The sequence below is a fragment of the Psychrobacter immobilis genome (assembly GCF_003148585.1).
Lineage (GTDB): Bacteria > Pseudomonadota > Gammaproteobacteria > Pseudomonadales > Moraxellaceae > Psychrobacter > Psychrobacter immobilis.
The window spans coordinates 14,642-32,708 of sequence record NZ_QGGM01000016.1; the positions used below are offsets into that span (position 1 = coordinate 14,642).

An 18,067-nucleotide genomic window follows, 5' to 3' on the forward strand; every position below is an offset into this window, starting at 1 on the left:
GATAATTTATGCCATTTACTTCAAATATTACGGTTGGAGTGGCTACATTTAATAGAATTAACTATATAAAGAAGATGGCAGAATCTTTACAGGTTTCTGTAGATTGCAAGAAACTGCATATAAGAGTATATGACGATAACAGTTCAGAAATTAACCAGCATGACCTATGGAAAATACTGCCCTTTGCCACTGAAATTGTTGTTAGAGAAAGCAATCTTAAAGCAGACATGAATATGTATAGAATGTATAAAGACTTTTTAAATACAGACGATTATATTTTTTTTAATGCTGATTCAGATCTAATATTTCGTCCTGATTGGTTAGCAATGGTCAAAAAGTATTTACCTCAAACGGATGGTGTTTTGTCCCTTTATCACTCTAATAAACACGACTTCATTCAGCCACCAGTCAATGGACTAGGGTTTAAGAATAGTTTAGGAGCTGCAGGTGTCGTAATGACTAGAGAGATTGTTGATATCATTATAAATGACATTCCTAAAGAAAATGTTAAAGGTTTTGATTGGCAGTGGTCTTCCATTCTTCAAAAAAAAGGTATAAGACTCGCGTGTTTAGAGAATAGTTACGTTCAGCATATTGGTATTCAAGGACAGAATAATAAAGGTATGCTACATGATTTTGATTATGGTCTGAATTTTCTACCTGTTAACGAAGTGAATCAGCAGGTAGTAATGGAATTTATTGATGAGATGATAGTAGAAAATGCGAAAATTTTTGCTAAGTTATCAGAAAATGAGAAATTATTTGTGGATTTTATTTCAGGTAGTAAGCATTTAAATTATAAGGTTGGACAAGCGGTACTTGTGATACCAAGAAAGATAAAAAAATATTTTCACTTTAGTGAATGATTATACAATGAACATAATATTTATTATAAATAGTTTGGAAGACAGAGGCGGGACAGAAAGAGTAGCCTCTCTATTAGCAAATGAGTTAAGCACATTCTATAGAATAACCATTCTTTCAAGGCAGGTTAATACTTTAGCTAATGCCTACTATCTAAATGATCGAGTGACAGATATTAAGTTCCAAGGAAATAGCTGGTATTTTATTAATCAGTGTAAGCAGTATATATACAGTAACCATCCAGATATAGTTATTATTCATACAATGAGTAAGCTGACGTCTGCTTTATTATTAAGCGGTATCAAGACTAAGAATATTTGGAGTCTTGAGCATATTTCTTATGATTCTCATGCTTGGATCTTCAAGCAACTAAGAAAACGGCTCTATAGTAAGTTAGATGTTATTGTTACGCTTACTAATGATGATGCTGTGAATTATAAGAGATTTTCTAACAATGTAAAAATCATAGCTAATGCTACCCCCTTAAAAATAAAAAAAATCTCTCATCAAAATAATTCAAAAATTATTGTTTCTATAGGAAGACTGACCTATCAAAAAGGCTACGATTATTTAATCAGGGCTTGGTCATTAGTAGAAAAGATTTATCCTGATTGGTCACTTCACATCTATGGTGAAGGTGAGAGTCGAGAAAAACTAGAACAAATGGTTAGAAACAATAAACTCAGAAACATTCGTTTAAAACGTATGACAAATAATGTTCAAAATGTTTATGACAATACTGCTTTTTACGTTATGAGCTCAAGATTTGAAGGTTTACCCGTTGTACTTATTGAAGCGCAAAGCCGAGGATTACCCATAGTCAGTTTTAATTGCCCTTCAGGACCAGCTGAGATTATCAGTGAGGGTATTGACGGCTACTTAGTAGAAAATGGAAATGTTGAAATGCTTGCTGAAAGAATAGGCTATTTGATAGATAATGACTCTATTAGGCAAGTGTTTTCAGCTAACGCACTGATATCTGCTAAACGCTTTGAGCCTGATCAGATTATTAATCAATGGATAACCTTAATTGACGATGAATGTAAAAGAAATAAATAATACCGATTTAAAAGTTTCAATAATTATGTCAGTATATAAGGCTAGAACGACTATTGAACAAGCGGTTGCAAGTGTCGTTACTCAGTCTTATAACAACTGGGAACTCATTATTATTAATGATGCCTGTCCAGAGGATAGCTGTCGAGTGATAAGAGATCAGGTTATAAATAGTCCTCAAATTATACAAATTGAAAACGCGACTAATCAAGGCGTTGTCATCTCTAGAAATACAGGTATTGCTCAAGCGAAAGGGCAAATCATTGCTTTTTTAGATTCTGATGATTACTGGGATAAGTACAAACTTGAGAGACAAATTACCAAGATTGAAGAGGGATATGACTTGGTATGTTCAAACTATATTAGAGTTAAGCCAAATGCTAACACTGTAGAAGTTAAACATAAGGAAGAGTTTAGTTTTAGTGATATGTTAAAGTCTAATCAGATAGGCAATCTCACAGGTATGTACCGCTGTGATCTAATAGGTAAAATTTATCAAAAACAAATAGGTCACGAAGACTATCTGATGTGGTTAGAAATAGTTAAACTAGTTGGCATTGGATATTGTGTACAAGAGCCACTTGCTTATTACCGCGTATCAAATAAGTCTTTATCTTCTAATAAGTTTCGAGCAGCAAGTTGGCAATGGTATATATACAGAAAAGAGTTAAAGCTTAGTCTGATAACAAGTCTATGGTTTTTCTCAATTTATGTTTATGAAGCATTAAAAAAGCGATAATAAAAAGATTTTATTATCGCTTTTTTAATGCTGGAATTTATTATCATTAGGGCGTGTCCTTAATTCAATTGATCATATCTAAACGGGCTAAAAATGGCTAAATTTTGCCAAAAATCGTTAAATAGCTGGTTAATATCCTGATATTATCTGTGCTATTTTCCTTGTTTGACGGTAATTTATCTCGTTTTTATCACCATTTTTGAAATGAGGACACGCCCTAGTCTATGTGGATTACTTCTCTAAATACTGAATCTTACCTTCCACGCCATCCCACTTTTCAGCTTCTGGCATTTGTCCTTTCATCTCTGTGATGTTTGGCCATTTTTGCGCCAGCTCTTCGTTTAGCTGGGTGAACATCTCTTGTCCTTTTGGTACTTCATCTTCTGAGAAGATCGCATTGGCAGGGCATTCAGGCTCGCATAGCGCGCAGTCGATGCACTCGTCAGGATCGATGACGAGGAAGTTCGGGCCTTCATAAAAGCAGTCCACAGGACAGACTTCCACACAGTCGGTGTATTTGCAAAGAATGCAGTTATCTGTAACGACAAAGGTCATAGTGAGGTCTACCTGTTATTGGATTGGCTGATATGGTTCATCCCTTTTAAAAGAGTTACTGTGCTCACCGTGCTTGAAGTATTATTGATACATCTGCACTTGGTTGCCATGATCTTCTTTTAAATTGAATCAACGATAAGGGCTACATAGAATAGTTGGAAAATAAGGCACATTTTAACGCCTTTACGGCTAATTGACAATTCCCTTTAATGACTAATGATTTTTTTCAAATGATAGAGTAAATCATGCGCTTGCTTTGGCGTTAAGGTATCAGGATCAATCGCGCTTAGTTCATCCTGTAAGCTAAGCAGCTGATTTTGTTGTGGAATATCAGCCATTATTTGATATTGATTGGTGATTTTTATATCATCTCTCTCTATTTCATGACCATTCATATGATCGCATTTATCATTTACTGACTTAGCTAATTCATTTTTGTCATCAACGGTTATCACGTTTTCTAACCTGCTAGGGTCCAATTTTAAGTTATCTGCTAAGTAGCGCTTGGCGTCATCCAGTACTTGGGTAGGAATCCCTGCCATTTTTGCCACATGAAGACCAAAACTAGAGCTTGCTGCACCATCTTTGATTTGATGCAGTAGTAGCAGTTGACCGTCGATTTCACTGGCAGCGACATGGACGTTGCGGATAAGTTTGTCATTACTTCCACTGCTTTCTTTATAGTTTTCCGCCAATTTTGTCAGCTCAAAATAGTGAGTGGCAAATAATGTCAGGCAGCCAATCTCTAGCAATCGATTAACGCAAGCATGAGCAATGGCCAAACCGTCAGTGGTCGCTGTGCCGCGTCCGACTTCATCCATCAGTACCAGCGATTTATTGGTTGCTTGATTGAGAATATTAGCCGTTTCAATCATTTCAACCATAAAGGTCGATTTGCCGCCCGCCAAATCATCAGCTGAGCCAATACGGGTAAAGATACGGTCGATATCGCCGATATGAGCACTCGCTGCTGGCACAAAGCTACCGCAATGAGCAAGTAGGACGATCAATGCCGTTTGGCGCATATAGGTTGATTTACCACCCATATTAGGACCAGTAATCATCAACAGTCTTTCAGGGTTTTCATCACTGCCTAGTGCACAATCATTAGCGACAAAATGGCTGCTATGCTTGGCAGGAGTATTGCTTTGAGTATGAATAGGGTTTAGTGCGGCTTCGACGACGACATGACGACCTGCTTTGATATCGATACTGGTTTGATTGTTATTATTCAAGCCATTTTTTAAGTGACTGTTTTTTAAGCTACTATTGTCTTTTGAGTCGTTACTCATGACTGGTCGTTGCCAGTTATAAATAATTGCAAGCTGTGCCCAATTACTGAGCACATCTATTTGCGCAACCGCAGCGCTCAGTTGTTGCAGTTCGGCTAAATGGTTGCTGAGTTCAGTTAAGAGTTCGTGATACAGCTGCTTTTCACGGGTTAATGCTAATGACTGCGCGCTTAGATATTCTGTCTCAACTTCTTTTAGCTTATCAGTGATAAAGCGCTCGCTGCTTTTTAGCGTTTGCCGACGGATAAAATGTGCTGGTGCATTCTTTGCCTGCATTTTAGGCAATTCAAAATAAAAGCCGCTCACTTTATTAAAACCTACTTTTAGACTGGGTAATTGGCTCTCTAAACGCGCGCGCTCTACCATCTCATCCAAGGTTACTTGGATATTGTCATGGAGATGAGTCAGGCGATCAAACTCTTCATCATAGCCAGCGGCTAGCATGCCACCATCGCGAATATGAGCAGGCGGCTCGGCAATAATAGCGCGCTCAATCAGCTCAGCGACGGACTGTACGGCAGGTAACTGCGCAGGCAATTGCTGCATTAGCATCGGCAACAGTCCTGCCTGCTCATGGCGAATATCTGCATTCGTCAGTAGCGTCGTAAGCTGGGCGCTACTAGCAATACCCTCAGCAAGTTTACGCAGGTCACGCGGTTTAGCACTCATTAGTCCAATACGGCTACTAATACGTTCCATATCACCAATAGCGTTTAAGGTTTCGCGTAAGCTAGTAACTAATGAGATATTTCCCGAGCTTTGCTCAGGCTGTTTATCAGTATTTAACAAACTGGTTATCGCATCTAAGCGCATATTAATGCGCGAATGCTGACGCAGTGGGCGTTTCATTTGCTGCACCAGTAAGCGTCGACCCATCGGTGTTTGACAATGATTGAGGACAGATATTAATGAGGTTCCATTGCTGCTAACGGGTGTAAATAGCTCAAGATTTTGCTGACTATTGGCATCGATAATTAAATAATCGTCACTGTACTCAACGATCAGCTGATTAAGTTGTGGCACATGACGCTGCTGGGTTTGCCGCGCATAATGTATCAATGCTGCACAGCTAGATTGGGCAAGAAGTGTGTCATTGATTCCTAGTCCGTCGAGGCGTTGCACGTCAAACTGCTGGCAAAGGGTTGCGCTGGCATGAACACGGTGGAAGTCATTGGCCGCCACTTCGATAATCGGACAGTCGAGATGTTGACGTAGCCACAGCGTCCAATCTTCGCCGATACGGTCGTTAAGTGCTTCGCTAACGATACATTCACTAGGCGCAAAGCGTGCCAGCACCGTCAGCATTTGCGTTTGCAAATTTTTGACATCATTAGGGCTGTTATTATAGCTGGCACTAAGCGTTTGCGTCGTTAGTGTTCCAGCAGCTAAATCCATTTGGCTAATGGCAGCTTGCACAGGTTGTTTGCTGTTCGATTTAGGTATCTCGATATCAATGGCGACCACAGTTGGCGTATGATTGGGCGCAATTAAAGCATCATCAGTAATTGTCCCTGCGGTCAGCGTTTTAACCACTTCACGGCGCATAATGCTGCCAGCAGCAGATTTGCTTTTATCTTTTTTCTGCTTATCGCCCATCGTCGGAGCATTGGACGGGTTATTCGTGTTGTCAGTGCCAGTGGCTGATTCGTCAATTTGCTCACACACAACGACGGTTTGCCCAGCAGCTATCAACCTTGCCATGTAGCTATCGGCCGCATGAAAAGGCACACCTGCCATGGCAATGGTATTGCCTGCTTTATCCGTACCACGGCGAGTCAAGGTGATGTCTAATATTTTTGCTGCGCGCTTAGCATCATCAAAAAATAACTCATAAAAATCACCCATGCGGTACAGCAGTAACGCTTGTGGATAGTTGGCTTTCATGGTTAGATATTGCACCATCATCGGCGTATGATCTGCCAAGTGATAAACGGTATCGCCTACCATCAACTGATCGGCAGTCAAAGGTGTCACGGTCTGTTGTTTTGATATTGCGTACTTTGACGGAGTAGGTTTTTCGGCGTTAAGGTTTTGAGCGGATGGCTTAGCGGTCATGCAGAGTCTCTTATAATGCTTAAATGGGTTTTTTAGTCAGCTGGCGTTAAATGTACGACGGTATGTACAGATCAGCATAAAAAAATAGATGAGAAAAACACTCGCTTATGAGTGGTTAATTTGCAAGATTCTGGTTGATTTTTACCAAAACAGCTTTTTTAAAGGGTCATCATAGCGCGCGAATTTAGCAGTCAAAAAACTAAGAAGTGTGAAAGTGTAATTACTATTTTAGCACGTCCTGCCGCGCTTTTACGTCGGCAAATATCTACTCGCTGCCCTTGTATCCATCAGCGTCATAACCATATATAATGACGTCACACTTAATTGGGCGATACTTCATTAGGCGACACTTCATTAGGCAGTACCTTATTAATCAGTGCTTTGTTAAGAGGTGCTTTGTTAACAAAAGGTACTTAGTCAGGTGATGACTGTAATGACAAGGCGGCAGCGGGCGAAGCTTTGGCTAATGCGCACTAATTATCGAATATTTCCATAGGTCAAAAAATTATGTTATCAAAGATTATAGGCAGTGTGGTTGGCACTAAAAATGACCGCGAATTAAAGCGCATGCGCAAAGTGGTCAGCAAAATCAACGCACAAGAGGCTGCGGTACAAGCCCTGTCTGATGAGCAATTACAACAAAAAACTGAAGAGTTTAAAGCACGACACCAACAAGGTGAAAGCTTAGATGCACTACTACCAGAAGCGTTTGCCGTCTGCCGTGAAGCGTCATTACGCGTCAATGGCATGCGTCATTATGATGTGCAGCTGATCGGTGGTATCACCTTGCACGAAGGCAAAATCGCTGAGATGAAAACGGGCGAAGGTAAAACCTTGATGGGTACCTTGGCTATGTACCTAAATGCTATCAGTGGTAAAGGTGTCCATCTGGTCACGGTCAACGATTATTTGGCGGCACGTGATGCTGAATTGAACCGTCCATTATTTGGCTTTTTGGGCATGACCGTCGGTGTCATTTATTCACAACAACCGCCGCAAGAAAAAATCGACGCTTATCAAGCGGATATCACTTACGGTACCAATAACGAATACGGCTTTGATTATCTGCGCGATAACATGGTCTTTAGTTTAAAAGAGAAAAAGCAGCGCCCGTTAAACTTCTGTATTATCGATGAAATTGACTCTATTTTAATCGATGAGGCTCGTACGCCGCTAATTATCTCAGGTCAAGCCGAAGATTCTTCACGTATGTACGCGCTGATTAATACCATTATCCCTGTGCTGATTCGCTCAAAAGACGAAGAGGCCAATAAGAATAATGAAGAAGAAGATTTTTGGATTGATGAAAAAAATCGTCAAATCGAAATCAGTGAAAAAGGCTATGAAAAAATTGAGCGCTTCTTAATCGAAGTCGGTGAGTTGGGTGAAAATGAAAGTTTATACAGCCCAAGCCGTTTGCCATTATTGGCTCACGTACAAGCTGCCATTCGCGCCCATCATGTATTTGTTAAAAACGTCCACTATATCGTCGATGATGGTGAAGTGGTTATCGTTGATGAAAACACGGGTCGTACCATGCCGGGTCGCCGTTGGTCAGAAGGTCTGCATCAAGCGGTAGAAGCCAAAGAAAACGTCGAAATTCAAGCAGAAAACCAAACGCTTGCGACCACGACGTTCCAGAACTACTTCCGTTTGTATGAAAAATTATCAGGCATGACAGGTACCGCTGATACCGAAGCAGCAGAATTCAAATCAACTTATGACTTAGATGTCATCGTGATTCCAACGCACGAGCCGATTGCTCGTATCGATATGGATGACCAGATTTTCTTAACCAAGTTAGGTAAATACAAAGGTATCATTCGAGAAATCAAAGAGATTCAAGCCAAAGGTGCCCCAGTATTGGTTGGTACGGCGACGATTGAAGCCAGTGAAGAGTTGTCTTACTTGCTCGATCAAGAAGGCGTCAAGCATAACGTCCTCAACGCAAAACAACACGAGCGTGAAGCCGAAATCATCGCGCAGGCAGGTAGTCCAAAGGCTGTGACGATCGCGACCAACATGGCTGGTCGTGGTACTGATATTATCCTTGGTGGTAACTGGCAATCGTTTATTGAAGATATCGATTCGGTCAGTCCTGAAGAAATGGCACGCCTAAAAGCAGAATGGCAAGTCAAACATGACCAAGTGGTTGCGGCTGGCGGTTTGCATATCATTGGTTCTGAGCGCCATGAATCACGTCGTATCGATAACCAGCTACGGGGTCGTGCCGGTCGTCAGGGCGATCCTGGGATGTCGCGTTTCTTTTTATCGCTCGAAGATGACTTGATGCGTATCTTTGCTGGTGATCGCGTCGTAAATATGATGCGTGCCATGGGTCTTAAAGAAGATGAAGCCATTGAGCATAAGATGGTCTCAAAATCGATTGAAAATGCCCAAGGTAAAGTAGAAAGCCGCGATTTTGATGCGCGTAAAAATCTGTTGAAATATGATGACGTCGCCAATGAGCAGCGTAAAGTGATCTATGGTCAGCGTGATGACTTGCTAGCAGAGATGGATTTGCTTGAAGCCATTGAGATTATGCACGAAGAAGTCTATAACGCCATGATTAACCAGTTTATTCCACCAGGTTCTATCGATGACCAATGGAATATTGATGGCTTAGAAGACGAGCTTGAAAATGAATTTAAGATTGCGATGCCTATCAATGATTGGCTCGATGAAGATCGCCGCTTAGACGAAGAAGGCTTACGTGCCAAAATCATCCAAACAGCTATCGATCGCTATCATAGCCGCCGTGAGCAGATGGGCGAAAAAGATGCTGCTCAGCTTGAGCGTCACTTTATGCTACAGAGCTTAGACAAGCATTGGAAAGAGCATTTGACCCAAATGGATCAGCTGCGTAAAGGCATTCATCTGCGTGGTTATGCACAGAAAAACCCTGAGCAAGAGTATAAGCGTGAATCATTTGAGCTGTTCCAAATGATGCTTGGCGCAATTAAATCTGAGACCGTTCAAGATTTATCACGTGTCCATATTCCGACCAAAGAAGAGCTAGAAGCGCTGGAAATACAGCAGCGTGAGAATGCTGCTCATATGCAAATGCAGTTCGAGCATAGTGATATTGATAATATGGATAGCGGAGCTGAAAAAGCCGCCGCGCAAAATCGCAATCTTGCTGGTAGTGCGGTCGCAGGTGCTGTTGTGGGTAGTGGTAGTAATACCAATGAGGCAGATCCATACGCTGGTATGAATATCAGTCGTAACGCCCCATGCCCTTGTGGTTCAGGTCTTAAGTACAAGCAATGTCATGGTAAAATATAGCATTCATAAGCGAATATTGATAATAAACAGCTAAGCATTGCTGCTTATATATCTTTAATATTCGTTAGTCTCAAAAGCCCTTATCTACTTTAGATAAGGGCTTTTCTGTATTTGCTCATATTCTTTGTCTCTACATTATCTTGAATCGACTATATTATTTGCAGATAGTAAAGTTGACTCTTCACAAATGCGTTGGCTATATTTCGTATTGATTACTTACAAATTCAACATAGGCGTGGATTTATGGACACGTTATAGTGTTTAACATATTCATTGGGGAAAGTGTTATGACTATAGAATTATTAAAAAAATTGCGTACTTCTGTGGCGCTGACTGGCCTACTTGCTGGCGTCCTGACGCTTGGTGCTTGTCAGCAACAGTCAGATACAGAAGCGGGTATAGATGATGGTGCTCATAGCGAAGAAACGGTGCCGATGTCCGCTGAACCTGCTGAGCCTAATGAGGTGGTTGTCGATACAGCGGATGCATCGCTCAGTGAAGTACAGGATGATACCGTAGCTTCGGTAAATAGTGGCGTCAGTCAAATAGCCTATCTGTGCTCACCTGAGCTGAAAGTTAATGCAACTTATAAAGAAGATGCCAAACAAGTAGTCATCGCGACTGATACGGGTACGGTGACATTAAATAAAACCAATGATGCCAGTAATCCAGAAGTGTTTGAAGTAGCAACTGCTATTGATGGGAGTCAGGGCTTTACCCAGTGGCGTGTAGCACACGAAGCGCGTGAGACGGGTGTGATGCGTACAGCAGGTACAGATGCGGCGAATGTCAGCACTTATGAATGTAAAAAAACCTCATAATAAGTAAGCAATCAAGAAAAAAGCAACGATAATGTTGCTTTTTTGATGTGTAGTTTTAATGAGTCAGCAAAATTATTTATGAGGAGTGGCACTAGATTCATGTGCCAAAAACCCTTCTTCCTTCACATCTAATTCTTCATGCTTAAGCACTACTTGGATGCTATCTGTATGGGTATGAGTGGTTTTATTGATATCGATTTCTTGGATAGCATAAGTGTCTTTAGTAATGGTAGCCACTTGACGTGATAGGATAATTTCAATCGGCTCATCACCAATTTCAATCTGTTTGCCATTCACGGTAACGACCGCCTTGCTATCTAACGATGGCTCGATATGGCGCAATATATCCTTTTCATCATAATTGCCTGACAATAAGTCCTGACTTTTCGCATCGTGGTATTCGGTACGAATAGTAATATATTCTTCTACCAACTCAATAGGCACGTCAATGGTCTTAGTGCGAGCGTGCTTGGTCACCGTCACTTTACCGACATCTAAACGCTCTTTATTGATGACAGGACGCTCTTCTAATAGTTCCAAGTGTCCAACATTATGATTGCTCTTATCTATGTTATTACTACTTATATCATTACCTTCTATGTCATTAGCTACTGTGCCATTATTAGTATTAATTGGGGCAGTTATAGCGTTTGGTGTCCCTTGCTTGTTATGTAAACTCTCTTGTAGAAAGCTATCGTTCGGGATGCTGTCGTCGTGATTGCTAGTCATCATAATGTCCTTATCTTTATGAAATAATCGTTATACAATATTTTAGAGCCATTTTTGCAGATTTTGCAAGGTTAGCCTTATCAGATGTCATTAAGTATTTTTAATTCCTAAGTATTTTTGAGTATAGTAAGCAAAAAAAGACCAGAGGCATGCTCTGGTCTTAATTCACTAAGTAAAAATACTTGGCTGCTTATTACGGTCATGTATTGCTCGGCGATCTTACTTTTGAATGACAGCCAAACAGTATGACGGTTTAGCGTATTACATACCACGAGCACGGCGTACGTCTTCTGCAGTAATACCATCACGGTCGATTATGTTGCCTTCGCGGTCTACTACGTTGCCATCGCGATCGATATCCAATTCTTCACGTTGGATAGTTTCAACGATAGTTTCAGTATGACGTTCAGTGGTTTTACCGACGTTCACTTCTTCAGATACGTAAGTGTCTTTACCAACGCGGGCACGTTCAGCCTCTAGTTCAACCTCAATAGTTTGATTACCATCAATGTCACCAATACGGCGATCTGTTGGACGATCTACGTTAGTACGCTGAATATTAGCGTGCTCTTCTTCTAGCTCAACATCGACATTGCGCTCTTCGGTCACTATATGCTTACCAACTTTAACCAAACCTGCCACGATACGGTCTTTATTGACGGTCAAGCGCTCTTCTAGTAGCTCTAGTGTATTTGGTGCGTCATAGGCATGGTCTGCAATCTCCATACGCTCTGCAACTGGAACAGTATCAGCAACAAATGCTTGACGATCCTTTTGATACTGGTCTTTGTAGCTATATTGATAATCATGGTCATATACTTCCATGGCATCGACTTGAGACTTGGTCAAGCTGTCAAAGAATACGTCATCACCAACGATACGTGCCAAGCCAGCGGGTACCAATACTTCTTTTGAACTGAACCAGCCACCAGCATCAACAATCAAATAACGAATGCGACCAGTGGTGTCTTCTACTAATGCACCTTCGATTTTACCGATTTTTTCTTCATTGACACCATAAGCAGTTTTACCTGTTGGGTCGTAATAATCATCACCGATTAAATCTTTATGAGTAGCTTGGATATCTTTTAAACGAATTAGTTGGCTCATTGTTGTCTTCCTTTTTTATGAGTTAATCATTATTAATTTTTTTAAAAACAATCGTTGTTTTGGAAAAGTTAAATTTCTAGTAAAAATATTTTTATAATAAAAGGTGTAGCAAGCCATGTGAGTAGCCTCTACATCGACTTGTAAGAATCTTAACATCATGATTTTCGATGAGATATATGAGCAAGGTAGCAAAGTGTGCGCTTGAAGTAATTGCGTGTAATAGGCTGTAAGTGGCATAACATAGCTGGGGTCAAAGATTAACGTGTCTTTACACAGAGCAATATTTCTAGCTTATTTAAGAGTCATAGACACAGAAAAACCGCAAAGCAAATAGCGATGCGGTTCCTGATATTTTGAAAATTTTATAATAAACGATAATTATAGAGGTAAATTTAACATATCAATCGATTAATTAATCTGCTTGAGTATCAAGCAAGTTCAATAGCAACAGCCACGGCTTCACCGCCACCAATACAAAGTGTCGCAACACCTTTTTTGCCGCCAGTACGCTTGAGAGAGTTGATAAGCGTGATCAAGATACGAGCACCTGAACAGCCTACTGGATGACCGAGTGCACAAGCGCCGCCTTCAACGTTTACTTTGGCATGGTCGATTTTTAGCTCGTCCATCGCCGCCATGGTTACCATTGCAAACGCTTCGTTAATTTCCCATAAGTCAACATCAGCGACTGACCAACCAGCACTAGCCAATACTTTTTCAATTGCACCAATCGGAGCAATGGTAAATTCGCTTGGATGACGAGAGTTTGATGCGGTTGCAACGATACGCGCTTGATAATCAAGGCCTTCAGCTTTTGCTTGCGATTCTTTCATGACCACAACCGCTGCCGCACCGTCTGAGATTGAGCTGGCGTTTGCTGCCGTGATGGTACCATCTTTAGCGAAGGCTGGACGTAGAGTAGGGATACGCTCGGCATTAGCAAGCGCTGGTTGCTCATCGGTATCGACGGTTTGCTCGCCTTTACGGGTTTTAAAAGTCACTGGCGTGATTTCATCTTTGAAGTGGTCGTCTTTGATAGCAGTGAGCGCACGATTTAGCGATTCTATAGCAAACGCATCCATTTGCTCACGGGTATAGCCCTTTTCGTCGGCCATTTCCTGTGCGAACATACCCATCAGTTTGCCAGTTTCAGCATCTTCCAAACCGTCTAGGAACATATGATCTTTGACTTCTTTATGTCCCATACGGTAGCCGCCACGTGACCCTGGCATAATGTATGGCGCATTGGTCATTGATTCCATGCCACCAGCGACTGCCACATTGAAACTACCAGCTTTGATGCCGTCATGTGCTTGCATGACTGCTTTTAGCCCTGAACCACAAAGCTTGTTAATAGTGACAGCACCAGTTGCATCAGATAAACCTGCATTACGCATTGCTTGACGCGCAGGACCTTGACCCAAGCCTGCGGTCAAGATACAGCCCATAATGACCTCGTCAATACTATCGACTGCCACACCTGAGCGTTCGACAGCGGCTTTAATAGCAGCACCACCAAGTTCCGTTGCGCTCATATCTTTTAGTGCGCCTTGGAAGCCGCCCATTGGAGTACGTGCGCCGTTTAAAATTACAATTGCATCATTTGACATCGTTATTATTCCTTTTACGTATTTTAAATGAGTTTGTTTTAATTAAAACCAAACGCGGACTAGATAGCATCTTTTAGGCTCAATAACTGCGGGCTTTATGCTAGCTCATCTAAGCGAATGCGTACTACTTTATCAGTAATGGTCTCTAATTTTTCAATTTTTTCGATGGCTAGATTCATCTGACTTTCGACCACGGGTAACGTCAAGATAATAACTGGAACTTGACCAACTTTGTGCGCAGGTTTTTGTAAAATCGCATCGATATTGATACCAGCATCGCTTAGAATGCGAGTAATATCTGCCAACACACCAGGGCTGTCATAAGCGTGTACGCGCAAATAATAACCGGTAATCATCTGCTCAGCGCGCAATATGGGCGTGTCTGATAGCTGCTCAGGGATAAATGCTAAATGCGGCACATGGTGACCGTGGTTGTTTTGATTACTGTTGCTTTCATCGCTACTGTCTTTGCTACCTAGAACACGCACCAAGTCCATCACATCGGCCATCACCGCAGAAGCGGTTGCGCCAGCACCAGCACCATCGCCACAATATAGCGTCTGTCCAAGCGGATGAGAGTTGACCAGTACGGCGTTTTTTACGCCATTGACGTTGGCGAGTAACGCATCCTGCGGAATGAGCGTTGGGTGCACGCGTAGTTCGATACCAGAAGCCTCATCATTACCTTGACCATCACGGCGTACGGCAAAGCCCAAATGCTTGATACGGTAGCCAAGCTCTTCCGCATAGTTGACGTCTTGTAAGGTGATACCAGTGATGCCTTCACAGTAGACCTTATCAAATTGCAGCGGAATACCAAAGGCGATAGATGCGAGTAATGCCAGTTTATGAGCCGCATCAATACCTTCGACATCAAAAGTCGGATCTGCTTCTGCATAACCCAATTCTTGTGCTTCGCTCAACACGTCTGCAAACGGGCGACCTTTATCACGCATTTCGGTCATGATAAAGTTGCCAGTACCGTTGATGATACCTGCTAGCCAATCGATTTTATTAGCAGCGAGCGCTTCGCGCATGACTTTGATAATGGGGATACCGCCTGCGACTGCTGCTTCATAAGCGACATGGACGTTATGCTCTTCAGCAAAGGCAAAGATTTCGTTGCCATGCTCCGCCAATAGCGCCTTATTTGCAGTCACCACATGCTTGCCGTTTTTAATGGCGTGCATAATTACGTCTTTGGCAAGGGTCGTACCGCCAATCACCTCGACGACGATATCGACATTGTCGCTTGCAGCAGTTGCCATCAAGTCACTGTTTTGCATAATATTGGGATCAATATCATCACGATGACGGCGCGTACCAACTTCGGTAATGATAATGTCGCGTCCGCTACGGCGTTTTAGCTCATTTAAGTTGTCATTGATTAGATTGATCACGCCCGTTCCGACGGTGCCGAGACCAAGTATCGCTAGTTTGATGGAATTACTCACAGTATCCTCAAGAGTTTAAATATAATGAACCAATGATAACGCTGTCATAGAGTCAAATGCACATGCGCTACTAGCTGTAGTATTTGCGTGCATTTTGACAGTCGCAGCTTTATCGATTTTTCATTACAGTTGAATAAAAAATACTCAAATAAAAAGTATGCTGCTGATTTTTCATAGCGCTTTATCGTATCATACCGACAAGCAGTTGTGACGTCTACACAATGTCGCCATCGTCATAGATATCACAAATACCTGAAACAATAACAGATTTTAGCTAGCACCGATAGCTTGAGCCAACTCCGCCGCAGGTAGATAGCCGCCTACTTGCTGACCAGATTCTGTAAAGATAGCGGGAGTACCACGCACACCAAGTTTTGCACCCAGTGCCATGTGTTCTTGTACAGGGTTAGCACAGCTAGGCGCTTGTACATCAGCGCCCATTTTTCCTTGATTCATGGCCGCCTTACGATCTTGACTACACCAAATGGCTTCCATTTTTGGCACTGATTCCTGACTGCGCGGCCATGCCAAATAACGTACTTCGATACCACGTGCATTGATATCATCCATCTCTTCATGCAATTTACGACAATAACCACAGTCTGCATCGGTAAAGGCATAGACCACTGACTTCGTTTCGCCTATGGCTGGATAAATCACCATGTCTTTTTTATCGACGGCTTTTAGGGCTTCTTGTGCGGTACTAGCAACCAATGCCGCACTGATATCGACAGGCAGAGCCTCGCCAACAGAAATAATCTGACCTTGGATAATGTGTTTGCCAGACTTATCAGTAAAGAAAGAAGGCAGTCCTTCCGCTGTGACCCAATAAATACCATCCATATCTGTTGGTACGGCTGAAATGATATTTTCTTCAATACCGGACGTATTCAAATTCGCCTGCAACGCCTTTACCACGGCAGCATCGCTATCAGCGGATGCCTTACTTGTACTGGTTTTAGCATCGGTATTATTGACGATACTGGTGTTGCTGGTCGCATCTGCTGCATTGTTTGAGCAGCCCGCAGCAACCACAACAAGCAGTGCACTCATCATAAAGCGAGATAAATTATTTCGAGAAAAGCGGTTATGAGCAAAGGTGTTTTTTGCAATCGGGGATGACATATATAGGTGTCCTGTAGGCATCGTGCCTAATCGTGAAGTCGTTTTAAGAAAAATGATACTAAATTTCTATATAAAGCAATACGTATTGATATTGTCTTAAAGGTTTAAAATTAAAAGGTTTTTTTACAATTTAATAATTATAAAAGGTAAGTAATCATGTCGCCTATATTAACATATTTATGGCAAATAACAGCCACAGGCTATGAGGTGATATAGGGAGGTGAGGGCAGCAATAATAGTAGTAGGTATAAACATCAATTCAAAAAAATAAGATACATTTGTACTATTTAATATCGACGCTTGCCCTTGTAGTCTACGGCTAATAACAGTGTTTTTATAAAAATTCATATAAAACTATTGGTATCAGTTATTTTTAACCCTTTATTTCAATAAATTTTTGCTAAGGAGCACACATGGCAGGTGCCAGTTTATTAACCCTACTTGATGATATCAGTGTGATATTGGATGATGTTTCCGTCATGACCAAAGTCGCTGCTAAAAAAACCGCCGGTGTATTGGGCGATGATTTGGCGCTCAACGCAGAACAGGTCACGGGTGTCAAAGCCAATCGTGAGCTACCAGTGGTTTGGGCGGTCGCCAAAGGCTCATTTATTAATAAACTTATTCTAGTACCAGCGGCACTCTTGATTAGTGCTGTTTATCCACCGCTGGTCACTTTTTTACTAATGTGTGGTGGTTTGTTTTTGGTTTATGAAGGCGCTGAAAAAGTCATTCATCGATTTTGGCCACATGCTTTGCCGCATGATGAGGAGCAAAATGCTCGTCGGCAAGCCAATGCTGATGAGACTATAGATTTGGTCGCTTTTGAAAAAGAAAAGATCAAAGGTGCAGTACGTACGGATTTTATTCTGTCAGCTGAGATTATTGTGATTGCCTTGGGATCAACGGCAAGCGCCACTTTATTAGAACGAAGCTTGGTGCTGTCTATTTTAGCCATCGGTATTACGATTGGTATTTATGGCTTGGTCGCTGGTATCGTGAAAATAGACGATGCAGGTCTGCATTTAATGGAACAAGAAGGAGTGTTCAAGCAAAAATTGGGCAAGTTAATGTTTGCAGCGGCACCAAAACTGATGAAGTTTCTATCTATCGCTGGCACGTTGGCAATGTTTTTAGTAGGCGGTGGTATCTTAGTACACGGTATCGGCTTCTTACATCATGGAGTAGAGGATATCGCTGATTTAACGGGTATCTTTGAAAGCTTAACGACAACGGTATTAAATGGCGTCATTGGTTTTATCATTGGCGCTGCGGTTGTGGCTATCTTAACAGTTATTAGTAAAATTCGTGGAAAAGACGACACAGCGTCATCTGCACACTAAGTCAGTTACCTGTGCTTTAGCTTTATATT

The 18,067-nt window shown here is 41.7% G+C and carries 13 protein-coding genes; 6 read left to right on the forward strand and 7 right to left on the reverse strand.

Annotated features, from left to right (window positions below):
• Positions 1-8: 8 nt before the first annotated feature.
• From C8D84_RS11655 to C8D84_RS11665, 3 genes are read left to right on the forward strand one after another with little or no spacing between them, the layout of a single operon-like run.
• Entirely contained in the window at positions 9-866 is an 858-nt protein-coding gene (locus C8D84_RS11655) for a glycosyltransferase family A protein (protein WP_109592327.1), read from the forward strand.
• Between the two features lie 7 nt (positions 867-873).
• On the forward strand, positions 874-1,923 hold the full coding sequence (locus tag C8D84_RS11660) for a glycosyltransferase family 4 protein (protein ID WP_109592329.1): 1,050 nt from the start codon (positions 874-876) through the stop codon (positions 1,921-1,923).
• Positions 1,901-2,659, forward strand: coding sequence for a glycosyltransferase family 2 protein (locus C8D84_RS11665; RefSeq protein ID WP_109592331.1), 759 nt, complete (start codon positions 1,901-1,903; stop codon positions 2,657-2,659). The genes C8D84_RS11660 and C8D84_RS11665 overlap by 23 nt, the downstream gene beginning before the upstream one ends.
• A 231-nt stretch (positions 2,660-2,890) precedes the next feature.
• Here the strand turns inward: C8D84_RS11665 and fdxA are convergent, their stop codons facing one another.
• Positions 2,891-3,214: a ferredoxin FdxA gene (gene fdxA / locus C8D84_RS11670; RefSeq protein WP_057758216.1), complete on the reverse strand. Its 324-nt coding sequence runs from the start codon at positions 3,212-3,214 to the stop codon at positions 2,891-2,893.
• Positions 3,215-3,420: 206 nt separating this feature from the next.
• Complete coding sequence (mutS, locus tag C8D84_RS11675) at positions 3,421-6,561, reverse strand: DNA mismatch repair protein MutS (protein WP_109592332.1); 3,141 nt, start codon at positions 6,559-6,561, stop codon at positions 3,421-3,423.
• Between the two features lie 507 nt (positions 6,562-7,068).
• On the opposite strand from mutS, the gene secA reads away from it, so the two are divergent.
• Positions 7,069-9,846: a preprotein translocase subunit SecA gene (gene secA / locus C8D84_RS11680; protein ID WP_109592334.1), complete on the forward strand. Its 2,778-nt coding sequence runs from the start codon at positions 7,069-7,071 to the stop codon at positions 9,844-9,846.
• Between the two features lie 287 nt (positions 9,847-10,133).
• Positions 10,134-10,667 (forward strand): hypothetical protein, encoded by a 534-nt coding sequence (locus tag C8D84_RS11685; protein ID WP_109592336.1) that lies wholly within the window; start codon positions 10,134-10,136, stop codon positions 10,665-10,667.
• Positions 10,668-10,739: 72 nt separating this feature from the next.
• Here the strand turns inward: C8D84_RS11685 and C8D84_RS11690 are convergent, their stop codons facing one another.
• The 5 genes from C8D84_RS11690 to C8D84_RS11710 all read right to left on the reverse strand — a co-directional run bounded on the left by C8D84_RS11690 (position 10,740) and on the right by C8D84_RS11710 (position 16,695).
• Complete coding sequence (locus tag C8D84_RS11690) at positions 10,740-11,399, reverse strand: YsnF/AvaK domain-containing protein (RefSeq protein ID WP_227685462.1); 660 nt, start codon at positions 11,397-11,399, stop codon at positions 10,740-10,742.
• Between the two features lie 258 nt (positions 11,400-11,657).
• Entirely contained in the window at positions 11,658-12,506 is an 849-nt protein-coding gene (locus C8D84_RS11695) for a DUF2382 domain-containing protein (RefSeq protein ID WP_045443477.1), read from the reverse strand.
• A 428-nt stretch (positions 12,507-12,934) separates the two neighbouring features.
• Entirely contained in the window at positions 12,935-14,116 is a 1,182-nt protein-coding gene (locus tag C8D84_RS11700; protein WP_109592340.1) for a thiolase family protein, read from the reverse strand.
• A 95-nt stretch (positions 14,117-14,211) separates the two neighbouring features.
• Entirely contained in the window at positions 14,212-15,570 is a 1,359-nt protein-coding gene (locus tag C8D84_RS11705; RefSeq protein ID WP_109592342.1) for a homoserine dehydrogenase, read from the reverse strand.
• A gap of 270 nt (positions 15,571-15,840) precedes the next feature.
• The gene (locus C8D84_RS11710; RefSeq protein ID WP_109592344.1) at positions 15,841-16,695 is read right to left on the reverse strand and encodes a DsbC family protein; all 855 of its coding nucleotides are present in this window, start codon (positions 16,693-16,695) and stop codon (positions 15,841-15,843) included.
• Between the two features lie 413 nt (positions 16,696-17,108).
• Here C8D84_RS11710 and C8D84_RS11715 point away from each other — a divergent pair, with 413 nt between their 5' ends.
• On the forward strand, positions 17,109-18,038 hold the full coding sequence (locus C8D84_RS11715) for a DUF808 domain-containing protein (protein WP_109592346.1): 930 nt from the start codon (positions 17,109-17,111) through the stop codon (positions 18,036-18,038).
• Positions 18,039-18,067 lie beyond the last annotated feature (29 nt).